Genomic DNA, 19,449 nt, shown 5'->3' on the forward strand with positions numbered 1-19,449 from the left:
TAATTAAGGGGGTAAATTTATGTTAAAAGACTTAGCTTCAGGAATTCAACATGTAGGAATACCAACAATTGATATTAATAAAACAGTTGATTTTTATCAAGGTCTAGGTTTTGATTTGGCTTTTAGTACAACTGATGATTCTGGAAATCTTGATGTTGCTTTTTTAAAGTTAAAAAATTTAGTTATAGAAACATATCAGGAGGGTACAGAATTATCTCAAACGGGATCTATTAATCATATTGCAATAGATGTAAACGATGTAGAAGAAGTATTTAAAAAACTAATGGAAAAGAATTATGATATTTTAGATAAAGAGATTAATTTTTTGCCTTTCTGGCAAAATGGAGTTAAATTTTTTACTATTAAAGGACCAAATAATGAACAAATTGAGTTTTCAGAAATGCTTTAAGTTGAAAAAATTGTTAATCAGATTTGGGAAGGAGATTTTCAATGCAGGGAGTAATAACTTTAGGAGAAGCTTTAATTGACTTTACACCATTAGATGATCAGAACATGGATTTTCGTAAAAACCCTGGAGGAGCTCCAGCAAATGTTGCTGTTGCTTTAAGCAGATTGGGGATAGATGTTAGTTTTATCGGTAAGGTTGGAGATGATGTTTTAGGTAACTTTTTAGCAAAAAAATTACAGACAGAAAAGGTTAATATTGATAATTTGATTTTAACTGAGGAAGCAAAAACAGCAATTACTTTTGTTACTCTAGATGAAGATGGAGACAGGAGCTTTGATTTTTACATAGATCCAAGTGCTGATCGATTTTTGAGAGCAGATGAGATTAACAGCAAATTATTTAAAAAAAATAAGATCTATCATTTCGGTTCAATTTCTTTAATCGATGAATCAGCAAGAACTGCAACAAAAAAAGGGATAGAGCTAGCACATCAAAACGAGATGTTGGTCTCTTATGATCCTAATTTAAGGGAAATGCTCTGGGATTCTCTTGCTGAAGCAAAAGAAATAATTTTATCTGTTATGAATAAGATTGACATTTTAAAAGTTTCAGAAGAAGAGCTTGAATTTTTGACAGGGGAAAAAGATATTAAAAAAGGAGCAGAGGAGTTAAAAGCTGAATATGATATCCCAGTAATATTCATTACCTGCGGCAGTAAAGGTTCATATTATTTTAAAGATCAGCTTGGTTTTGTAGAAGCCTTTAAGGTAGATGCAGTAGATACAACTGGGGCTGGAGATGCTTTCATGTCTGGAGTTTTATACAATTTTAATAAGGTCGATTTAACCCTTACAGAAATTGATAATAAGTTTTTAGAGAAAACTTTAAAATTTGCCAATTATTCAGGTTCGCTGGCAGCATCAGCAAGTGGTGCAATGGCTGCATTACCTACATTAGCAGAAGTACAGGAATTAGAACTATAAAATTACCTAAAATAGGAGTAATAATAATGATTAAAGGAATTATTTTTGATATGGATGGTCTTATGTTTGATACAGAGAAACTTTCTAAAACGATATGGAAGAATATAGGGAAAGAAAAAGGATATAATTTTGATGAGGATTTATTTGACCAGCTTATTGGCACAGATATAAATACTACAAAAAATATTTTTAAAGATAAATTTGGGTCTGATTTTTCTTATGATAAAATGAGAAAAAGAAAAGGTAAAATTATGGCTAAAAAAATAAAGAAAGATGGCGTGCCTATAAAAAAAGGATTAAATGAGACTATTAAATATTTGAAAGAAAATGATTATAGGATCGCTGTTGCTTCATCCAGTTCTAAAGAAACTATTGAATTTTATCTTAGATCAGCTGATTTAAATGGAGAAATTGATTCTATAATTGGAGGAGATGAAGTAAAAGAAAGCAAACCCAATCCAGAAATTTTTAATAAATGTTGTGAAAAAATGAACATAAATAAAAAAGAAACTTTAATTCTAGAAGATTCAATTAATGGAATCTTAGCTGCTGATAAAGCAAATATTAATGTAATATTAATTGAAGATATAGTTAATGTACCTGATGAAGTAAAAAAAATGGCTTATAAAGAATTAAATCATCTAGGTGAATTGCCTAATTTTTTGGAGAAAATTAATAATTAAATATTTATCTTTGAAATTTAATCCATTAAAATAATATTAATAAAGAAAATTTAAAGCCCTTAGATTAAGTGAGAGTCTGCTTAATTTAAATGGGCTTTTTTCTTTTTCGGGGGAAATCTATTTTTAAAGCCTGATTGAGACAATCAAACGCTTAAGTATTTTGCATTTAGGTGAGAATTTTAATATAATTATGATAGACAACTTATTTAATAGTAGAAATGTAAAGTAGAAAGGAAATGTTATGATAATTGGCACCGGAATAGATATTGTGAAAAATAGCCGTATAGAAAGCTTGATTAAAAAATATGGACTGCGGTTTTTAAAAAAAATATATTTAGATAATGAAATTGAATATTGTTATAATAAAGTTAATGCCACTCCCTCTTTTGCTGCTCGTTTTGCTGCCAAAGAGGCAGTACTTAAAGCCCTTGGTACGGGAATGCGCAAAAACAGCTGGCATGATATCGAGATATTTAATAATCAACTGGGGAAACCGGAAGTTAGATTATTTAATAATACTTCTAGTAGAGCAGTAGAATTAGGAGTAAACAATATTTTTTTGAGTATTTCTCACGAAAAAGAATACAGTGTAGCACAAATCATTTTGGAAGGAGCTTAAAAGAATGTATGTTTTGACTCCAGAATCAATGGCAAAGTGTGATCAGGAAACTATAGAGGCTGGTGTTCCAGAAATTTTATTGATGGAGTCTGCAGCCCGGGAAACTGCTGAATTTGCAGACAAAATTATAGAAGAGAAATTATTGAACAGAGTTAATTACTATCAAAAATCTGAAAAGAAAAAAAATAAAAATTTTAGAATTACAATTCTGGTGGGTAAGGGCAATAATGGGGGAGATGGTCTGGCAGCAGCTCGATTTCTGGCCAGTAAAGGTTATCGGGTTGAGATAGTTCTTGCTGCCGCTGTGGAGGATCTTTCTGGTATCAACAAGAAAAATTTTGAACTCTGTCTTTATCATAATCTTAAATACTATCAATTTGATGATTTAAATTCGAAAAAATTATTGAGTAAATTAAAGCATAGTGATTTTATCATCGATGCTCTGCTGGGAACAGGTATCAAAGGTCAAGTTAGAGGTAACAGTAAAGAAATAATTGCTTTGATAAATCAGGTAGTTGAAGAAGATGGCAAAAAGGTTCTGGCTGTAGATATTCCTTCCGGGATTAACGGGGAAGATGGAAGTGTAGCCGGGAGAGCGGTTAAGGCTGATTATACTGTAACCATGGCTGCCTATAAACGGGGACTGCTTTTATATCCCGGCAGTGATTATGCCGGCAGAGTTGAAGTAGTAGATATCGGAATTAAAGAAGATGTAATTGCTAAAAATAGTAAAGATCTTAAGTTGTTTACCAGAAGTGAAGCTCAATCTTTACTGCCGTCTAGAAAAAATGACGGGCATAAGGGTACTTTTGGCAAGATTGCTTTTCTGGCTGGCTCCAGAGGGATGGGGGGAGCTCCCCTTTTAAGCTCAGAAGCAGCTCTGAGAAGTGGTTCCGGGCTGGTTTATCTTCTGACAGCAGCTGAGGTCGAAGCTGGGATTGCAAATCAATTAAGGGAGCTTTTAAGCATTCCTCTGGCTTCCAGTGATGGAATCATAGCAGAACAGTCACTTGCCAGGATTTTAGATTTTAGTGCAAAAGCAGATCTGCTGGCAGCTGGCCCGGGTCTGGGTAATAATCAGGCCACCCAAAAAGTTATCAGAGGTATCCTGGAAAACCTGAGTCTGCCGCTGGTACTTGATGCTGATGCACTTAATTCAATTACAGATCTAGATTTATTAAAAAAATATGACGGGGAAATATTAATTACTCCTCATCCTGGAGAAATGGCCAGGCTGCTTGATAAATCAATTGCGGAAATCAATCAAAATAGAATTAAAATCGCTGCAGATTTTGCCAAAAAATACAGGGTTAATATTATTCTCAAAGGGGCTGCAACAGTTACTGCAGCAGCTGATGGTAGGGCCTATCTTAACCAGACAGGGACTAACGGAATGGCTACTGCCGGTAGTGGTGATGTTTTAACAGGTATTGTTTCTGCCCTGATTGGTCAGGGGATGCCTATTTTTGAAGCGGCCGCACTGGCTGTTTATGTTCATGGTAGAAGCGGAGAACTGGCAGCAGAGCAAAAAAGTGATTTTGGCTTAAAATCAGGTGATTTAATAGACTTATTGCCAGAAGTATGGAATTTTTTAAAAATTAAATATTAAGGAGTTAAATAATGATACTATCAGATAATACAATAAAAAAAATGTTAGCAAATAAAGAACTTATTATAGATCCTGTTGATGAAATGCAGATTCAACCAGCTTCTGTTGATATGAGGCTGGGTGATGATTTTCTTAAAGTAGATGAAAATTCTCTGCCTTTAATGACTTTAAACGATCAGGTACATTACGAAGAAGTAAAAGGTTCAGAAATTATTATTCCACCGCATTCATTCTTACTTGCTACAACAAAGGAATATATTAAACTACCCGATAATTTAACTGCCTTTGTTGAAGGAAGAAGTTCTATTGGTAGAATGGGGCTTTTTATTCAAAATGCGGGCTGGGTTGATCCCGGATTTGAAGGGCAGATTACTCTGGAACTTTATAATGCAAACAGACTTCCGATAAAACTGGAAGCTGATCGCAGAATCTGTCAGCTTGTTTTCGCCTCGATGGATAATAAAGCAGATAACCCATACCGGGGAAAATATCAGGGGCAGAAAAATACAGTTGGCACCAGAGTTTTTAAAGATCCAGAAAATAAAAAGAGATAGACCTGGAGGTGTAGTTATGGTAACATTAGTTATTTCGAATATAGATAAAAGTATTGGACCTGGTGACATTGTAGGTGCTTTTATCAATGAAGCCGGGACAGCAAGTGATGATATTGGTAAAATTAATATAGACCAGAGAAATAATAAAGCTGAGGTAGAGGTGAACTGGGATTCTGCCTCTCAAATTATTGAAGCCATGGATAATAATCAGATTGGTGGAGTTCAGGTTCAGGTAAGTGCTAAAAATCAGGATGACTTAATTGATAAAGAAATTATAAATTATTATAATAAATTTCATAAATTAGTGGATTTAGAAAGAGAGGAAGAAATAGATAGACATAAGCTGGAAATAAAATATTTATCGGCCAGAGAAAGACAGGCAAAAGGGAGAACATTATTAGATCTACACGGAAAAGATAATGGCACCACTTTCGGCCACCGACCTCTGGTAAAATTTACTTCTAAATATCAGGGAGAACGGCTGGCAGAGACCCAGATAACTCCTGGAGATTTAGTAATGATCAGTCTAAAAAAGCCTTTACATCCAGATAATCCTACCGGGACAGTGGTAGAAAAAACATCTTATTCGATCACAGCTGCTTTTGAGAGTCACCCCCCTGAGTTTATTTATAATAAAGGGGTAAGACTTGATTTGTTTGTTAATGATACCACTTTCCAGAGAATGTTTACTGCTCTGGATAAAATAAAAAATCCCGAAAACGAGCTGCAGCAGAGAAAAAGAGATATCCTGCTGGATAGAGAAAGAGCAAGATCTGCTGAGAAAAAGGAATTAGAACTTGATTCTCTTAATCCTTCTCAGAAAAATGCAGTAGAAAATGCGCTGGCTGCAGAGGATATTTATTTAATTCAGGGGCCTCCTGGAACCGGTAAAACTGTAACAGCAGTGGAACTGATAGCTAAGGCTGCTGCACAGGGTGATAAGGTTCTGGCAGCGGCAGATTCGAATACAGCAGTTGATAATTTGCTGGAACTGCTGGCTGAAAAAGAGCTTAATGTAATTAGAATTGGGCATCCAATTCGAGTGACTAATAAATTAAGGGAACATACCTTAGATGAGATAGTTTTAGAACATCAGGATTATTTAGACGCAGAAAAATTGCGAGATCAAGTTTCTGATTTAATCAACAAACAGGAATCTTATATTTATCCTGGTGGAAAATACAGAAGAGGTTTATCAGACCAGGAAATAAAAAATTATGCAGAAAAAGACTTGGAACATCATGTTCGAGGGATCAGTCCTGAGGTTATTGATGAGATGGCAAGCTGGTTGGAGCTGCAGGAGAAGATAGATAAGTATTTTAAAGAAATAGAAAGGCTGGAAAATAAAGCTGTAGAAGAACTACTGGATCAGGCTGATGTTATATGCACTACCAATATTACAGCCGGTTCTGAATTGTTAGAAAACAGGGAGTTTGATTTAAGTGTAATAGATGAGGCAACTCAGGCGACACAACCGGCTGCTTTAATCCCTTATCTAAAAGCTAAAAAAACGATTTTGATCGGTGATCATAAACAGCTGCCTCCGACAGTTGTCAATCAGGAAGCCGCAGAAAATGGTTTAAGGGTTTCCTTATTTGAAAAGTTAATTGAAAATTATCAGGAAGATCTCAGCTCTCTGCTGGAAATTCAGTATAGAATGAATAGAAAAATTATGGGTTTTTCCAGTATTTATTTTTACAATAACAACCTTAAAGCAGCTGCTTCTGCAGCAGAACAGAAAATAGATGATCTGGGAGTTGAAATATCTAATGAGGATTGTTTTACAGATAAATCATTAAAATCGGAATATCCCTTGGTCTTTCTGGACACCAGAGAAATGAAGTCAGCGGAAAGGTCCTTTGAAGGTTCAAATTCTTATGATAATCCTGTTGAATCAGAAATTGTACTTGATATCCTTGATCGAGCTCTTAAATCTTCTCTGTCAGAAGATGATATTGCGGTGATTGCAGCTTATAAAGATCAGGTTGATTTAATAAATCAGCATAATAAATTTCAAAATGTTGAAATTGATACAGTTGATGCTTTTCAGGGAAGAGAAAAAGAAATGATTATTTTTTCTGCTGTCCGCAGCAATCAAGAAAATAATATTGGTTTTTTAAGAGATTTGAGACGACTTAATGTTGCTTTAACCAGGGCTAAAAGAAAAATGATTTTTATCGGTGACAGCAGCACAATCTGTGAGCATGATGCATATGATAAACTGCTTAAATATATTAAAAAAAGTGGCCTCTATTATAAACTCTAGTTAGTTTCTAAAATTATCATTAAATATCCAGATATTATATTTCTCTGGAGAGCTTTTACAGAGATATAAAAAAATGATTGATCCCAGTAATATCAGTAATTTAAAGGGATATTTTTGTTGACACTATTCAAATTTTAAGATATAATTAGAGTGTCTAAAAGTATTTCGAAATTATTTTAGGATGAGGTGATCAGGAAGTGGAGAGGCTGCGCCGCAAGAAAAACTTTAGTAAAAGTGAAAGAGAAGAGATTGCCAGAGCAATGGTTAAGGGCTATGAAAAAATGGCTGCAGTAAATGAAGATCTTATTCGAAATGTTTCTCTACTTAAGGATGGGGCTAATTAGTCTCATCTTTTTTCTTCATTTTTCAAAAATCTAGCTGTTAAATTGATTAATATCAACCAAATGGTAGGAAAAAACAGCTGAAAAGCAGTGGAGGTGTGTCTGTTGTCAGAAAGCAGAAAATTAAAGATTGAACTTCCCGTATACATTGTGGAAGAAATTGAGTATTATTGTAAACACAATAATCAGAAGCGAAATGCATTTCTAAATCAGGCAGTTAAATATTATTTAAAAGAATTGAAAAAAGAAGAGGTTCGCAATCATCTTCGTGATGGTTATAAAAAAATGGCCGGTCTAAATCAACAATTAGCTGATGAAGGTTTATCTAGTGACTGTTATTCATACTTATGCTATGAACAGAGACTGGTGGAGTGTGAAAAAATTGAAAGTAAAAAGGGGTGATGTTTTTTACGCTAATTTAAATCCAGTTGTAGGTTCTGAGCAGGGAGGAGTAAGACCAGTCTTAATTATCCAGAATGATATTGGTAATAAGTACAGTCCGACTGTAATTGTGGCTGCGATTACTTCCCGGATTAACAAAGCTAAGCTGCCAACTCATGTTGAGATTCCAGCTGATTACAACAATTTGGATAAAGATTCTGTTATCTTATTAGAACAGATCAGAACTTTAGATAAGAAGAGATTACAGCGTCATATAGCTCACCTTGGTGAAGATGTGATCGAAGACGTAAATCAATCACTGGAAATAAGCCTCGGCTTAATAGATTTATAATACATTTTTATCTATTGAGAAATTTCTGCTTGACAGTGTGAAAAAAATATCATATACTTTTGATGGGTATTTTTTTATTGGTTAAAGTGAATATTATCACTACAATCGAGATGTATAGAAATATTTTACAAATTGCAAAAACGGCAAAAATAAGATATTATTTAATTATGGAGGTTAAAAATGAATCTAAAAACGGTCAAATCTCTTCTTAAAACTGAAACTATCTTTGAGGAGCCTGGAGGAAAAGATGATTTTGAGGTAAAAAACGCCTGTGGTGCAGATTTAATGAGTGATGTGCTGGCTTTTTCGAATGAAAAGACTCTTTTGCTTACTGGTTTAACTAACCCTCAGGTAGTACGGACTGCTGAAATGGTGGGGATTAAGGTGATTATATTTGTCAGAGGAAAAGAACCACAGATTGAGACTATTTCTTTAGCCAATCAATTAAATATTTTTCTTTATTCCACAGACAAGCCTTTATTTGAAGCCTGTGGTCTTTTGTATAAAAGTGGGATTGGACCGGAAGAGATGAATTATATAGAAACCTCCAAATAATTTGTCAGGAGTTGATTTTGTCTTTGCAAAAACAACAAATATTGAATAAAGAAATTGAAAGTTTTGATTTTCAAAGTGGGGGAGAAGCTTCAAGTAATTTAAAAAATATTCTGCGCAAACTGGGAGTTCCATCTCAAACTGTTCGTAAAACAGCAATTATTACCTATGAATTAGAAATGAATGTGGTAATTCATTCTCTGGGAGGAGAACTCACAGCTTTAATTTCGGAAGAGGAGCTGGAGATCAGGGTTGATGACAGTGGCCCGGGAATAGAAGATCTTGATAAAGCTTTTACAGCAGGTTATTCTACTGCCAGTGATGAAATCAGGGAAATGGGATTTGGAGCCGGGATGGGACTGGTCAATGTAAAACGATATGCAGATCAGATTGATGTTAAATCATCTAAAGAAGAGGGAACCCATGTGAAAGTAATAATTAATCTAACTAATTAATCGCAGCAGGAGGTTAATAATGACCAAAAAGCATTCTGTGCTCTTAAAAGAAGAAAAATGTGAGGGATGTACAAATTGTGTTAAGGGCTGTCCAACAAAGGCAATCCGTGTACATCAGGGAAAGGCCTGGATTAAAGAAGATCTCTGTATTGATTGTGCAGAATGTATCAGGGCCTGTGAGTATCATGCTAAATACACTAAAACAGATCAACTATCCGAAATTTTGGAGTCCGAATATCCGATTTTACTGATTCCTCCAAGCTTTTACAGCCAGTTTTCTGCAAAAATATCTGCACAGAAAATAAAAAAAGCTATTAAAAAATTAGGATTTAAGGAAGTTTTTGATGTAGCTGATGCTGCTGCCGCTTTATCCCGTAAAACACTTGATTTTTTAAATAATAATTCCGGAACTTATATTTCTACTTCCTGTCCGGTAATTGTTAGATTAATTAAACTTCAGTTCCCTGATCTCATTGAAATGTTAATCCCTCTTAAATCACCAGTTGAATTGATTGCCGAAAGGGTTGAAAGAAAATTTAAAGAAGAAAAAAACATTGTGCCCGATATTTTCTTTTTAACTCCCTGTCCGGCCAAATTAACTACTGTCCAGAGAGCGATCGGTCAGAAAACAAGTTTTTTAAGTGGTGCTATTGGGGTAGAGAATATCTATCAAAATATATATGAGTCACTGGAAGACATTGTTTTAGAGGAAGAAGAAAATCAACTTACAACCCTAGCTACACTCTGGGGAAGTGAAGGTGGAGAAGAAAGTATTTTAAAATCCTGGCAGAATATCAACACTTTAAGTGTTTCTGGAATTTCTGAGGTCAAAAAGCTGCTGGATGAAATAGAAAGAAATAATATTCCAGAAGCAATTAGGTATTTTGAACTCACCTCCTGTACCAATGGATGTATTGGAGGAGTTTTGAATGTCATTAACCCCTTTCAATCTCAATTTAATTTAGAAGAAAGAATAAAAAAAATTAGAGAGATTATGCAAAAACAGAATATTGATTTAATCAGAAAAGATGATGAATTTTATAATTTTGCTCTTTCTAATAAAATTACTGCAGATAATGTTTCGAAACTGGATAATGATTTTAAGAAAGCAATGCAGAAACTGGAGCAGCTGCAGAAAGAAATAGAAATCTTACCCGGTTTAGATTGTGCAGCCTGTGGTGCTCCAGACTGCAAGACTTTTGCCGAGGATGTAATTAACGGGCGCGCCAGCAGAACTGATTGTATATTTATGCTTAGAGAACAGCTTGGCAGACTGGCAGATGATCTTTCGATTCTGGCAAATGAGTTACCGCCGGTCATGGGATCTAAAAAGGAGGAAGCAGATGACAGTTAAAGAACTGGTAGATCAATTTAATTTAGAAGTAGTTGCTGGGCCAGATTTGGACAAAGAAATTGATGGAGCTTATATCGGTGATCTTTTGAGTAATGTAATGGCAAGAGCTGAACAGGGGAATCTCTGGTTGACAGTCCAGGGACATCAAAATGTGGTAGCTGTAGCTTTATTAGTAGAGCTGGCTGCTGTGATACTGGTGGAAGACTTTGATTATGAAGAAAATGCAGTCCAGAGAGCCTGCCAAAAAGGAGTTAATCTGTTAAAAACCAGAAAAAAAAGTTATGCCTTAGCCTGCAGTTTTTGTGAAAGTAAAATTTAAATGCTAAAATTAAAAGCTGATCTTCATCTTCATTCTGTATTATCTCCCTGTGGTGATTTATTGATGACCCCGGAAGAGATAGTAAAAAAAGCTAAAAAAGAAGGGGTTGAAGTTGCAGCTTTAACAGATCATAATACTGCAGAAAATGTAGAAGTTTTTGAGTTTTTTTGTGAAAAGCATAATTTGAAATTTATTCCAGCTATGGAGGCTGAGACAAAAGAAGAAATTCACATTTTGTGTTATTTTCCAGATCTCAAAAGTCTTCTGAAATGGCAGGAAATTGTTTATGGAAGGCTGCCGCAACAGAAAAACGATGAGGATTTTTTTGGGCCCCAAATAAAGTGTGATTTTAAGGATGACTATCAGGCAAAAGTAAAACACTTACTTGCAGGAGCTGTTGATTTGAGTCTGGAACAGTGTCTTGCTCAAGTTAGAGAACTGGGTGGGATAGCAGTACCTTCTCATCTGGATCGAAAGCACAGTATTATTTCTCAGCTGGGTTTTATACCCCCTGAGCTGAATTTAATTACAGCTGAAATATCCAAAAATACTAAGCCGGAAATAGTACTTGAAAAATTTTCTTATTTAAATGAACTGCAGTTTATGCAGAATTCTGACAGCCACTATCTTAAAGAAATTAAAGCCTATCAGAGGCTGATAGTTAAGGAGTTTTCATTTATAGAATTTAAAAAGGCTGTCCAAAAAGAAGAAGGCAGAAAGATTGAATTAATTAAAACTTAATTTATCAAGGAGGTAATTATTGATGGCAGAGATGACAGAAGAAAAATTAGCAGAGTTTTTAGAGCCATTAAAAGAGATTTTATCACGTTATGAAAAAAAAGAAAGATACTTAATTCCGGTTTTACAGGAAGCACAGGAAGAATATGGTTATTTACCAGAAGAGGTTATGAAAGAAATTGCCCTGGGTTTAAACCTTTCTTTAAGTCAGGTATATGGGGTTGTAACATTTTACAGTCAGTTCCATCAGCAGCCAAGAGGTAATAATATTATTCGTGTCTGTATGGGAACCGCCTGTCATGTTCGCGGTGGAGAAGGTATTTTAAATGCTATTAAAGATGAACTGGGAATTGAAGCAGGAGAAACAACTGATGATTTAGAGTTTACACTTGAATCTGTAGCCTGTATTGGTGCCTGTGGTCTGGCTCCAGTTATTATGGTCAATGATGATACCCACGGCCGTTTAACTCCAGAAAAAGTTCCTGAGATTATGGCAAAGTATAAATAAAATGAGGGAATTATCTCTTCATATTTTAGATATTATTGAAAATTCTCGGAGAGCAGAAGCCGATTTAATAAAAATTAAGATTGAAGAAAAGATAGAAACTAATTTATTAAAAATAGTGATTAAAGATAATGGTAATGGTATTTCTCAAAAAAAATTAAATGAGATTACTGATCCCTTTATTACTTCCAGAACTACCAGAGAAGTTGGTCTGGGTCTATCTTTATTTAAAGCAGCTGCCGAAAGTTGTGGAGGGAGATTTGAAATCGATTCTCAAATTGATAAGGGTACCAGGGTAACAGCAGAGTTTGAATATGATCATATTGATCGAGCTCCTCTGGGAGATATGACAACTACTCTCAGTAATTTTATAGCAGCCAATGGTGATCAGGTAGATATTATTTATCAACATCAATATCAGGAAAATAGTTTCAAATTTGACAGCAGAGAAATTAAAGCAGAGTTGGAAGATCTTTCAATTCAGTCCAGGCAGATAATTTCCTGGATTAGAGAATATATTGGAGAAAATTTAGCAGAAATCCGCGGAGGTGAAGCTTTTTAATGAAATCTTTAGCAGAATTAAAGGAATTAAGAAATAAAGTACAGAAGGAAATGAAAAAGCGTGATCAGGGAACAAAAGCAGAAATTATTGTTGGAATGGGAACCTGTGGTATTGCAGCAGGAGCCAGAGATATTTTAAAGGCTGTATTGGCAGAAATTGAAAAACGCGATCTTGATGTCAGAGTAACTCAAACCGGATGTATTGGTATGTGCGAAAAAGAACCTCTAATCGATGTTAAACTTCCTGGTAAAAAAAGAATTACTTATGGAAATTTAAGTGAAGCAGATGTACAAAAGATTATTACAGAACATGTAGTAAATGGTAATATAGTAACTGATTTAGTAATCGCCCGACACAACTAAGAATAATAAGGAGGTACTTGTAAATGAAGGATTCTATTTATCGTTCCCATGTATTAATTTGTACAGGAACAGGATGTGTATCATCTGGAGCTAAAACTTTAAAAGATTCTTTAAATGAAGAATTAGCTGCAAATGATTTAAGTGGAGAAATAAAAATAGTAGAAACTGGCTGTCACGGATTCTGTGAAAAAGGTCCAATTATGATTGTCTATCCAGAAGGAGTATTTTACTGTGAAGTACAGTCAGATGATGTGGCAGAAATAGTAGAGGAACATTTATTGAAAGGTAGAACTGTAGAAAGATTACTTTTTAAAGAACCAATGACAGAAGAGCAGATTCCATCTTATCAGGATATTGCTTTTTATAAAAAGCAGCAGCGGATAGCATTAGCTAATTGTGGTAAGATTGATCCGGAAGATATAGATGAATATATTGCTTTAGGTGGTTATGAAGCAGCAGGTAAAGTTTTAACTGAGATGGATGCTCAGGAAGTTGTAGATACTATAAAAGACTCCGGTCTTCGCGGCCGCGGGGGTGGAGGTTTCCCAACAGGTTTAAAGTGGCAGTTTGCTAAAAACTCCGAAAGTGATAAAAAGTATTTGATTTGTAATGCGGATGAGGGAGATCCTGGAGCATTCATGGACCGCAGTATTTTAGAAGGAGATCCCCACAGAATTATAGAAGGAATGCTAGTTGCAGCTTACGCAATTGGTGCTGATGAAGGTTATGTTTATGTTAGAGCCGAATATCCACTGGCAATTAAAAGGCTGGAAAAGGCTATAGAAGATGCTGAAGAATATGGTTTATTGGGTGATGATATATTCAGTAGTGGTTTTAACTTTAAACTGCATATTAAAAAAGGTGCAGGAGCTTTTGTTTGTGGTGAGGAAACAGCTCTTATGAACTCTATTGAAGGTAAAAGAGGTATGCCTACTCCAAGACCTCCTTATCCTGCAGTAAGAGGCCTCTGGGGTAAACCAACGAATATCAACAATGTAGAAACATATGCAAATATTCCTTATATTATTAATGAGGGAGTAGATAAATTTACAGCAATTGGTACAGAAGGTAGTTCTGGTACAAAAGTTTTTGCTTTAACAGGAAAAATTAATAATACAGGTCTGGTAGAAGTTCCAATGGGAACTACCCTAAAAGAAGTTATTTTTGAAATTGGTGGTGGTTTAGGACAGGGCAAGAAATTCAAAGCTGTTCAGACTGGTGGCCCATCTGGTGGTTGTTTACCTGAAGATTATTTAGATCTTCCCATTGATTATGATTCATTACTTGATGCTGGAACTATGATGGGTTCTGGTGGGATGGTTGTGATGGATGAAGATTCCTGTATGGTTGATGTAGCACGATTCTTCTTAAACTTTACTCAGAGTGAGTCCTGTGGTAAATGTACTCCCTGTCGGGAAGGTACAAAAAGAATGTTAGAGATTTTAAATAGAATCACTGATGGTGAAGGTAAAGAGGGAGATATTGAACTTTTACTGGAATTAGGAGAACATATAAAGAGTACTTCTTTATGTGGTTTAGGTCAGTCAGCTCCAAATCCAGTCTTGAGTACAGTTCGCTATTTCCGGGATGAATATGAAGCGCATATTCATGACCATAATTGTCCTGCTGGTGTTTGTTCTGATTTAGCTGGAGCCTATGTAATTGATGAGGAAGCCTGTATTGGCTGTAGTAAATGTGCTAAAGTATGTCCTGTAGATGCAATTAGTGGAGAAATCAAGAATCCATTTACAATAGATCCTGATGTTTGTATTGCCTGTGGAGCCTGTGAACCAGAATGTCCTGTAGACGCAATTTCACAGGGATAAACTCTTATAATAGGAGGGAAATTAATGAGCAAAGTTAAATTAACAATAGATGAACAGACTGTAGAAGTTGACGAAGATAGCTCTCTACTGGAAGCAGCAAAAGAGATCGGGGTAGATATCCCTATTCTCTGTTACCACCCAGATTTAAGTTTACACGGTGCCTGTAGGGTATGTGTGGTAGAAGATGAGGAAAGCGGAAAATTACTTGCATCCTGTGCTTCACCAGTTAGAGATGGAATGAAAATTAATACCAGAAGTATGAAGGCCAGAAAGGCCAGAAGAAGAAATGTTGAATTGTTACTGGCAAATCACCCTAACGATTGTCTTGGTTGTGACCGGAATAATCACTGTGAACTCCAGGATTTAACTTATGAATTAGGTATCAAGTCAGAAGATGTGGAAAAATTTGCCGGAGAACAGAGTGAATATGAGATAGATGAAACAGGGCCAGCTTTAAGAAGAGATCCAAATAAGTGTATTCTCTGCGGCCGCTGTGTTAGAATCTGTGAAGAAGTCCAGGGGGTTTCTGCTCTGCAGTTTACTGAGCGCGGTTTTAATTCAATAGTAACTACTGCCTTTGATTTACCACAGGCAGAAATTAACTGTGTTAACTGTGGTCAGTGTGCAACTGTCTGTCCAGTTGGAGCAATTACTGAAATAAGTGAGATAGATAAAGTGTGGGCTGCTCTGGAAGATGAAGACAAACATGTTTTAGTTCAGACTGCTCCTTCAATTCAGGCAACTCTGGGAGAAGAGTTTGGAATGGAAACCGGCACAGTTGTCAGAGGAAAAATGGTTGCAGCTTTAAGAAAACTTGGTTTTGACCAGGTATTCTCAACTGACTTTGCCGCTGATCTGACGATTCTGGAAGAAGGTAGTGAATTTTTAAAGAAATTAAATGGTGAGGGAGAGTTACCTCATATTACTTCCTGCTGTCCGGGCTGGGTTAAAGGGGCTGAGCATAACTTTCCAGATCTGCTCAAACATTTATCTTCCGCCAAATCTCCAATGCAGATGTTTTCTGCCTTAAGTAAAACCTATTATCCAGATCAGACAGGTGTTGATCCAGAAAAAATATATACAGTTGCAGTTATGCCCTGTACAGCTAAAAAATTCGAAAAAGATAGAGAAGAAATTAATGGATCAGATTTTAAAGATACAGATGCTGTGTTAACAACTCGCGAGTTTGCCCGGATGATTAAGGAAATGGGTATTGATTTCACCTCACTTCCAGAGGAAGATTTTGACGAACTAATGGGAGAATCAACCGGTGCTGGTACTATTTTTGGTACAACTGGTGGAGTTGCTGAAGCTGCTGTAAGAACAGTAAAGGAAAAATTAACTGGAGAGCCGCTGGAAAGGTTAAATTTAGGTTTTAGAGGTATTAATGAGGCTGAAGTAAAAATAGGTGATCGAGTTATTAAAGTTGGAATTGCAAATGGTTTTGCAAATGCTCAAAAATTAATGGAAAGAGTTCAGGCCGGGGAATGTGATTTAGATTTTATTGAGGTTATGGCCTGTCCTCATGGTTGTGTTGGTGGTGGTGGTCAGCCGCGCCCAGCTACAAATGAAAAGAAAGAAAAACGCGGTCAGGGTCTGGCAGCTATTGATGATACAAGTAAGATTAGAAAATCACACGAAAATCCACAGATTATCAAATTATATGAGGAATTTTTAGGTGAACCTTTAGGTGGAGAATCACATCACCTCTTACACACTAAGTATAAAGCAAGACCTAAAAATTAAATAATGAAATAGTTGGCTTAGCTTAACTATTTACTAACTAGAGTCGTTCTGATGAAATTTAATCAGGACGACTTTTTTGCTTATTGATAGAAATTACTGCATATAATTGATTATCTTGACAACAAAACTCTAGTTGAGTATAATTAATAGTAGAGTCAATATTCAAAAAATTGACACCCTAAATATTCGAGGATATTATTTTAATTTTTAATTAGGGTAACCGGAAGAAAAGGAGGGCTAAATTAACTTAATTATTTTATTAAAAATAACAGGGAGGTTGATTTAATTGAAAAAATTATTTTCTCAATTACAGCGTATTGGTAAGTCTCTGATGCTTCCAATCGCAGTTTTGCCAGCAGCTGCTTTATTACTTAGACTTGGTGCTGGTGATGTTTTTGATATTCCTTTTGTAATGGCTGCCGGTTCTGCAATTTTTGATAATCTGGCTTTATTATTTGGTATTGGTGTTGCAGTCGGAATCGCTCATGATAGCTCAGGTTCTGCGGGTTTAGCTGGAGCAGTTGGTTATCTTGTAATAACTAATGGAACTCAGGCTATTAATTCGGATATTAATATGGGAGTTTTAGCCGGTATTATTGGTGGTTTAACTGCCGGTGCTTTATATAATCGCTATCACGATATTGAATTGCCTGATTTTCTAGGATTCTTTGGCGGACGTCGTTTTGTGCCGATTGTAACTGGTGCTGCTGCTGTTGTTTTAGCAGGAATATTTGGTTTTATCTGGCCTCCAATTCAGGATGCCATTCAGCTTGCAGGTCAGTGGATAATTGATGCCGGAGCAGTTGGGGTCTTTGTTTATGGATTTTTAAATCGTTTATTAATTCCACTGGGACTGCACCATGTTATTAACAGCTTTATCTGGTTTGTATTTGGTGAGTTTACTACGGCAGCTGGAGAAGTTGTTACTGGAGATCTTTCCCGTTTCTTTGCCGGAGACCCTTCAGCAGGATTTTTCATGTCTGGATTTTTCCCAGTGATGATGTTTGGTCTGCCTGCTGCAGCACTGGCTATGTATCATTCAGCTAAACCGGAAAATAAAGCTGCAGTTTCTGGTATCTTTTTAAGTGTAGGTCTGACTTCATTTTTGACCGGAATTACGGAACCAATTGAATTCTCCTTTATGTTCCTGGCACCAGTATTATATTTAATCCACGCTATTTTAACCGGTTTATCAATGGTTATTACCTATGTGCTAGGTATTCAGCATGGTTTTGGATTTTCTGCAGGAGCAATTGACTACTTCCTAAATTATGGACTTGCAACCAGGCCGCTCTGGATTATTCCAATTGGGATAGTATTTTTTGTAGTGTATTATTTATTGTTCCGTTTCGCAATTGAGAAATTTGATATCCCCACTCCTGGCCGTCTGGGTTCAGAGGCTGCTGATTCTGGTATGAGTGTAATGCCTGAAACACAGAAGCAGAAACAGGGTTCAGTCGAATCTAAGGCAGGTGGAAAAAACAAACCTAGAGCTTATATTGAAGCCCTTGGTGGTAAGGAAAATATTAAAAGTATAGAGTCCTGTATCACCAGACTTCGTCTTGAACTTCGAGACACTTCTAAAATTGATGAGCAGACATTACAGAAGCTTGGTGCAACTGGTGTTTTAAAAGCAAATAAAAACAATGCTCAGGTAGTAGTAGGAACAAAAGCAGAAATGATTGCAGATGATATTAAACAGGAATTAAAGGTAATGGAAGGATAATTATCTTAATTCTATTATTAAGCCGGAGCGTAAAAACTCCGGCTTAAACTTTATTTTAAAAAATAATTCAATCGAGAAAGAAGGGTATATAGATGGTCAAAAGATTATTAAGTTCTAGCAGCTCAGAGCTTTTAAATTATAATAAAGAGGAGCTGCTGCAGTCGATTAAATTATCGGAAGGAAGAACTATTGTTTCTGAAGTAATAGGTGAAGAATCTTTATTTAGAGATTTAAGTAACGCAGAAGTAGCGGCAGCCTTTGGCGCAGATATTTTGCTATTAAACTTATTTGATTTAAATCAACCATTTTTTAAAAATATTAAAAAGGGTAAGGCAGCAGAAATAGTAAGTGAAATAAAAAAATTATGCGGTCGGCCCCTGGGGATTAACCTGGAACCGGTAAATGAAGAAAATATGGAAGCTGATCATTTTGTAAAATTGAGTTCCGGCCGTAAGGCAACTTTAAAAAACATTGGACAGGCAGTTGAAGCCGGATTTAATATGATTACTTTTACCGGTAATCCTTCTGTAGGAGTCAGTAATCAGGCAATAATTGAGGCAGTTAAAATTGCAGATCAAAATTTTGGGGATCAGATTATAATAACGGCTGGCAAAATGCATATGGCCGGAATAGATGAAGATTATCTGGCTGCAAAATACATTGATTCACTAATCTCAGCTGGAACAGATATTATTTTACTGCCGGCAGTTGGTACGGTTCCCGGTATAGACTTAGCTTCGCTTAAAGAAATAATAAAGTTAATTCATAATCGCGGTAAACTGGCTTTAACTGCAATTGGAACTTCACAGGAAAGTGCTGATCCGGAAACCATCAGGGAGATTGCACTGATGAGTAAAATGGCCGGTGCAGATATTCAGCATATTGGAGACGCTGCTTATAGTGGTATAGCTTTACCAGAGAACATCCTGACCCTATCAAAAACAATTAGAGGTAAAAGACACAGTTATCGCAGAATGGCTCTCTCAATTAATCGATAAGTTAAAAATATTATTTATTTTAGTCTGTAAGAATTCAGCTTTCAAGAGCTGCTTAGTGCTAGAACTAAACTTTAAAGTTTTTAAAAAACACTTGAAAAAAATATTAAAT

22 protein-coding genes are annotated in these 19,449 nt (G+C 35.7%); all 22 read left to right on the forward strand.

Translation table 11 applies throughout. The features are described 5' to 3' along the window. Nucleotides 1-19 precede the first annotated feature (19 nt). A complete protein-coding gene (locus DFR79_RS09715; RefSeq protein ID WP_133515298.1) occupies nucleotides 20-409 on the forward strand; it encodes a VOC family protein in 390 nt (129 codons plus the stop codon). A gap of 41 nt (nucleotides 410-450) precedes the next feature. Then, entirely contained in the window at nucleotides 451-1,392 is a 942-nt protein-coding gene (locus DFR79_RS09720; RefSeq protein ID WP_133515299.1) for a carbohydrate kinase family protein, read from the forward strand. A 26-nt stretch (nucleotides 1,393-1,418) separates the two neighbouring features. Further along, complete coding sequence (locus DFR79_RS09725) at nucleotides 1,419-2,075, forward strand: HAD family hydrolase (RefSeq protein WP_133515300.1); 657 nt, start codon at nucleotides 1,419-1,421, stop codon at nucleotides 2,073-2,075. A gap of 241 nt (nucleotides 2,076-2,316) precedes the next feature. Beyond that, nucleotides 2,317-2,694 (forward strand): holo-ACP synthase, encoded by a 378-nt coding sequence (acpS, locus tag DFR79_RS09730; RefSeq protein WP_133515301.1) that lies wholly within the window; start codon nucleotides 2,317-2,319, stop codon nucleotides 2,692-2,694. 4 nt (nucleotides 2,695-2,698) lie between these two features. Next, complete coding sequence (locus DFR79_RS09735) at nucleotides 2,699-4,303, forward strand: NAD(P)H-hydrate dehydratase (protein ID WP_133515302.1); 1,605 nt, start codon at nucleotides 2,699-2,701, stop codon at nucleotides 4,301-4,303. Nucleotides 4,304-4,314: 11 nt separating this feature from the next. Then, on the forward strand, nucleotides 4,315-4,857 hold the full coding sequence (dcd, locus tag DFR79_RS09740; protein WP_133515303.1) for a dCTP deaminase: 543 nt from the start codon (nucleotides 4,315-4,317) through the stop codon (nucleotides 4,855-4,857). Between the two features lie 16 nt (nucleotides 4,858-4,873). Beyond that, nucleotides 4,874-7,123 (forward strand): IGHMBP2 family helicase, encoded by a 2,250-nt coding sequence (locus tag DFR79_RS09745; RefSeq protein ID WP_133515304.1) that lies wholly within the window; start codon nucleotides 4,874-4,876, stop codon nucleotides 7,121-7,123. Between the two features lie 197 nt (nucleotides 7,124-7,320). Further along, nucleotides 7,321-7,467, forward strand: coding sequence for a hypothetical protein (locus DFR79_RS16115; protein ID WP_166638025.1), 147 nt, complete (start codon nucleotides 7,321-7,323; stop codon nucleotides 7,465-7,467). Nucleotides 7,468-7,560: 93 nt separating this feature from the next. Continuing rightward, complete coding sequence (locus DFR79_RS09750) at nucleotides 7,561-7,866, forward strand: CopG family transcriptional regulator (protein WP_243727765.1); 306 nt, start codon at nucleotides 7,561-7,563, stop codon at nucleotides 7,864-7,866. Further along, nucleotides 7,847-8,197 (forward strand): type II toxin-antitoxin system PemK/MazF family toxin, encoded by a 351-nt coding sequence (locus DFR79_RS09755; protein WP_111572463.1) that lies wholly within the window; start codon nucleotides 7,847-7,849, stop codon nucleotides 8,195-8,197. The genes DFR79_RS09750 and DFR79_RS09755 overlap by 20 nt, the downstream gene beginning before the upstream one ends. Before the next feature lie 180 nt (nucleotides 8,198-8,377). Continuing rightward, nucleotides 8,378-8,752 (forward strand): hypothetical protein, encoded by a 375-nt coding sequence (locus DFR79_RS09760; RefSeq protein WP_133515306.1) that lies wholly within the window; start codon nucleotides 8,378-8,380, stop codon nucleotides 8,750-8,752. A gap of 17 nt (nucleotides 8,753-8,769) precedes the next feature. After that, on the forward strand, nucleotides 8,770-9,204 hold the full coding sequence (locus tag DFR79_RS09765; protein WP_208107526.1) for an ATP-binding protein: 435 nt from the start codon (nucleotides 8,770-8,772) through the stop codon (nucleotides 9,202-9,204). A 19-nt stretch (nucleotides 9,205-9,223) separates the two neighbouring features. Beyond that, complete coding sequence (locus DFR79_RS09770) at nucleotides 9,224-10,558, forward strand: [Fe-Fe] hydrogenase large subunit C-terminal domain-containing protein (RefSeq protein ID WP_133515307.1); 1,335 nt, start codon at nucleotides 9,224-9,226, stop codon at nucleotides 10,556-10,558. Then, nucleotides 10,548-10,877 carry a serine kinase gene (locus DFR79_RS09775; RefSeq protein WP_133515308.1) on the forward strand — a complete coding sequence of 110 codons (330 nt, stop codon included), beginning with the start codon at nucleotides 10,548-10,550 and terminating at the stop codon, nucleotides 10,875-10,877. The genes DFR79_RS09770 and DFR79_RS09775 overlap by 11 nt, the downstream gene beginning before the upstream one ends. Then, a complete protein-coding gene (locus DFR79_RS09780) occupies nucleotides 10,878-11,618 on the forward strand; it encodes a PHP domain-containing protein (RefSeq protein WP_133515309.1) in 741 nt (246 codons plus the stop codon). Nucleotides 11,619-11,640: 22 nt separating this feature from the next. Beyond that, entirely contained in the window at nucleotides 11,641-12,123 is a 483-nt protein-coding gene (nuoE, locus tag DFR79_RS09785; RefSeq protein ID WP_133515310.1) for an NADH-quinone oxidoreductase subunit NuoE, read from the forward strand. A 1-nt stretch (nucleotide 12,124) separates the two neighbouring features. After that, on the forward strand, nucleotides 12,125-12,682 hold the full coding sequence (locus tag DFR79_RS09790) for an ATP-binding protein (protein ID WP_133515311.1): 558 nt from the start codon (nucleotides 12,125-12,127) through the stop codon (nucleotides 12,680-12,682). Continuing rightward, a complete protein-coding gene (locus DFR79_RS09795) occupies nucleotides 12,682-13,044 on the forward strand; it encodes a (2Fe-2S) ferredoxin domain-containing protein (RefSeq protein WP_133515312.1) in 363 nt (120 codons plus the stop codon). Before DFR79_RS09790 ends, DFR79_RS09795 begins: the two co-directional genes overlap by 1 nt. Nucleotides 13,045-13,067: 23 nt before the next feature. After that, nucleotides 13,068-14,870, forward strand: coding sequence for an NADH-quinone oxidoreductase subunit NuoF (gene nuoF, locus DFR79_RS09800; RefSeq protein ID WP_133515313.1), 1,803 nt, complete (start codon nucleotides 13,068-13,070; stop codon nucleotides 14,868-14,870). Between the two features lie 24 nt (nucleotides 14,871-14,894). Further along, nucleotides 14,895-16,616, forward strand: a complete 1,722-nt coding sequence (locus DFR79_RS09805; RefSeq protein WP_133515314.1) for an NADH-dependent [FeFe] hydrogenase, group A6 — start codon at nucleotides 14,895-14,897, stop codon at nucleotides 16,614-16,616. 286 nt (nucleotides 16,617-16,902) lie between these two features. After that, entirely contained in the window at nucleotides 16,903-18,342 is a 1,440-nt protein-coding gene (nagE, locus tag DFR79_RS09810) for an N-acetylglucosamine-specific PTS transporter subunit IIBC (RefSeq protein WP_133515315.1), read from the forward strand. A gap of 92 nt (nucleotides 18,343-18,434) precedes the next feature. Then, on the forward strand, nucleotides 18,435-19,340 hold the full coding sequence (locus tag DFR79_RS09815; RefSeq protein ID WP_133515316.1) for a haloacid dehalogenase-like hydrolase: 906 nt from the start codon (nucleotides 18,435-18,437) through the stop codon (nucleotides 19,338-19,340). Nucleotides 19,341-19,449 lie beyond the last annotated feature (109 nt).

Source organism: Halanaerobium saccharolyticum (assembly GCF_004362045.1).
Taxonomy (GTDB): Bacteria; Bacillota; Halanaerobiia; order Halanaerobiales; family Halanaerobiaceae; genus Halanaerobium; species Halanaerobium saccharolyticum_C.

Excerpts from the sequence above, each read along its gene's own strand:
- DFR79_RS09715 (WP_133515298.1), top strand. The coding sequence starts at position 20 with ATGTTAAAAGACTTAGCTTCAGGAATTCAACATGTAGGAATACCAACA.
- DFR79_RS09720 (WP_133515299.1), top strand. The coding sequence starts at position 451 with ATGCAGGGAGTAATAACTTTAGGAGAAGCTTTAATTGACTTTACACCA.
- DFR79_RS09725 (WP_133515300.1), top strand. The coding sequence starts at position 1,419 with ATGATTAAAGGAATTATTTTTGATATGGATGGTCTTATGTTTGATACA.
- acpS (WP_133515301.1), top strand. The coding sequence starts at position 2,317 with ATGATAATTGGCACCGGAATAGATATTGTGAAAAATAGCCGTATAGAA.
- DFR79_RS09735 (WP_133515302.1), top strand. The coding sequence starts at position 2,699 with ATGTATGTTTTGACTCCAGAATCAATGGCAAAGTGTGATCAGGAAACT.
- dcd (WP_133515303.1), top strand. The coding sequence starts at position 4,315 with ATGATACTATCAGATAATACAATAAAAAAAATGTTAGCAAATAAAGAA.
- DFR79_RS09745 (WP_133515304.1), top strand. The coding sequence starts at position 4,874 with ATGGTAACATTAGTTATTTCGAATATAGATAAAAGTATTGGACCTGGT.
- DFR79_RS09760 (WP_133515306.1), top strand. The coding sequence starts at position 8,378 with ATGAATCTAAAAACGGTCAAATCTCTTCTTAAAACTGAAACTATCTTT.
- DFR79_RS09770 (WP_133515307.1), top strand. The coding sequence starts at position 9,224 with ATGACCAAAAAGCATTCTGTGCTCTTAAAAGAAGAAAAATGTGAGGGA.
- DFR79_RS09775 (WP_133515308.1), top strand. The coding sequence starts at position 10,548 with ATGACAGTTAAAGAACTGGTAGATCAATTTAATTTAGAAGTAGTTGCT.
- DFR79_RS09780 (WP_133515309.1), top strand. The coding sequence starts at position 10,878 with ATGCTAAAATTAAAAGCTGATCTTCATCTTCATTCTGTATTATCTCCC.
- nuoE (WP_133515310.1), top strand. The coding sequence starts at position 11,641 with ATGGCAGAGATGACAGAAGAAAAATTAGCAGAGTTTTTAGAGCCATTA.
- DFR79_RS09790 (WP_133515311.1), top strand. The coding sequence starts at position 12,125 with ATGAGGGAATTATCTCTTCATATTTTAGATATTATTGAAAATTCTCGG.
- DFR79_RS09795 (WP_133515312.1), top strand. The coding sequence starts at position 12,682 with ATGAAATCTTTAGCAGAATTAAAGGAATTAAGAAATAAAGTACAGAAG.
- nuoF (WP_133515313.1), top strand. The coding sequence starts at position 13,068 with ATGAAGGATTCTATTTATCGTTCCCATGTATTAATTTGTACAGGAACA.
- DFR79_RS09805 (WP_133515314.1), top strand. The coding sequence starts at position 14,895 with ATGAGCAAAGTTAAATTAACAATAGATGAACAGACTGTAGAAGTTGAC.
- DFR79_RS09815 (WP_133515316.1), top strand. The coding sequence starts at position 18,435 with ATGGTCAAAAGATTATTAAGTTCTAGCAGCTCAGAGCTTTTAAATTAT.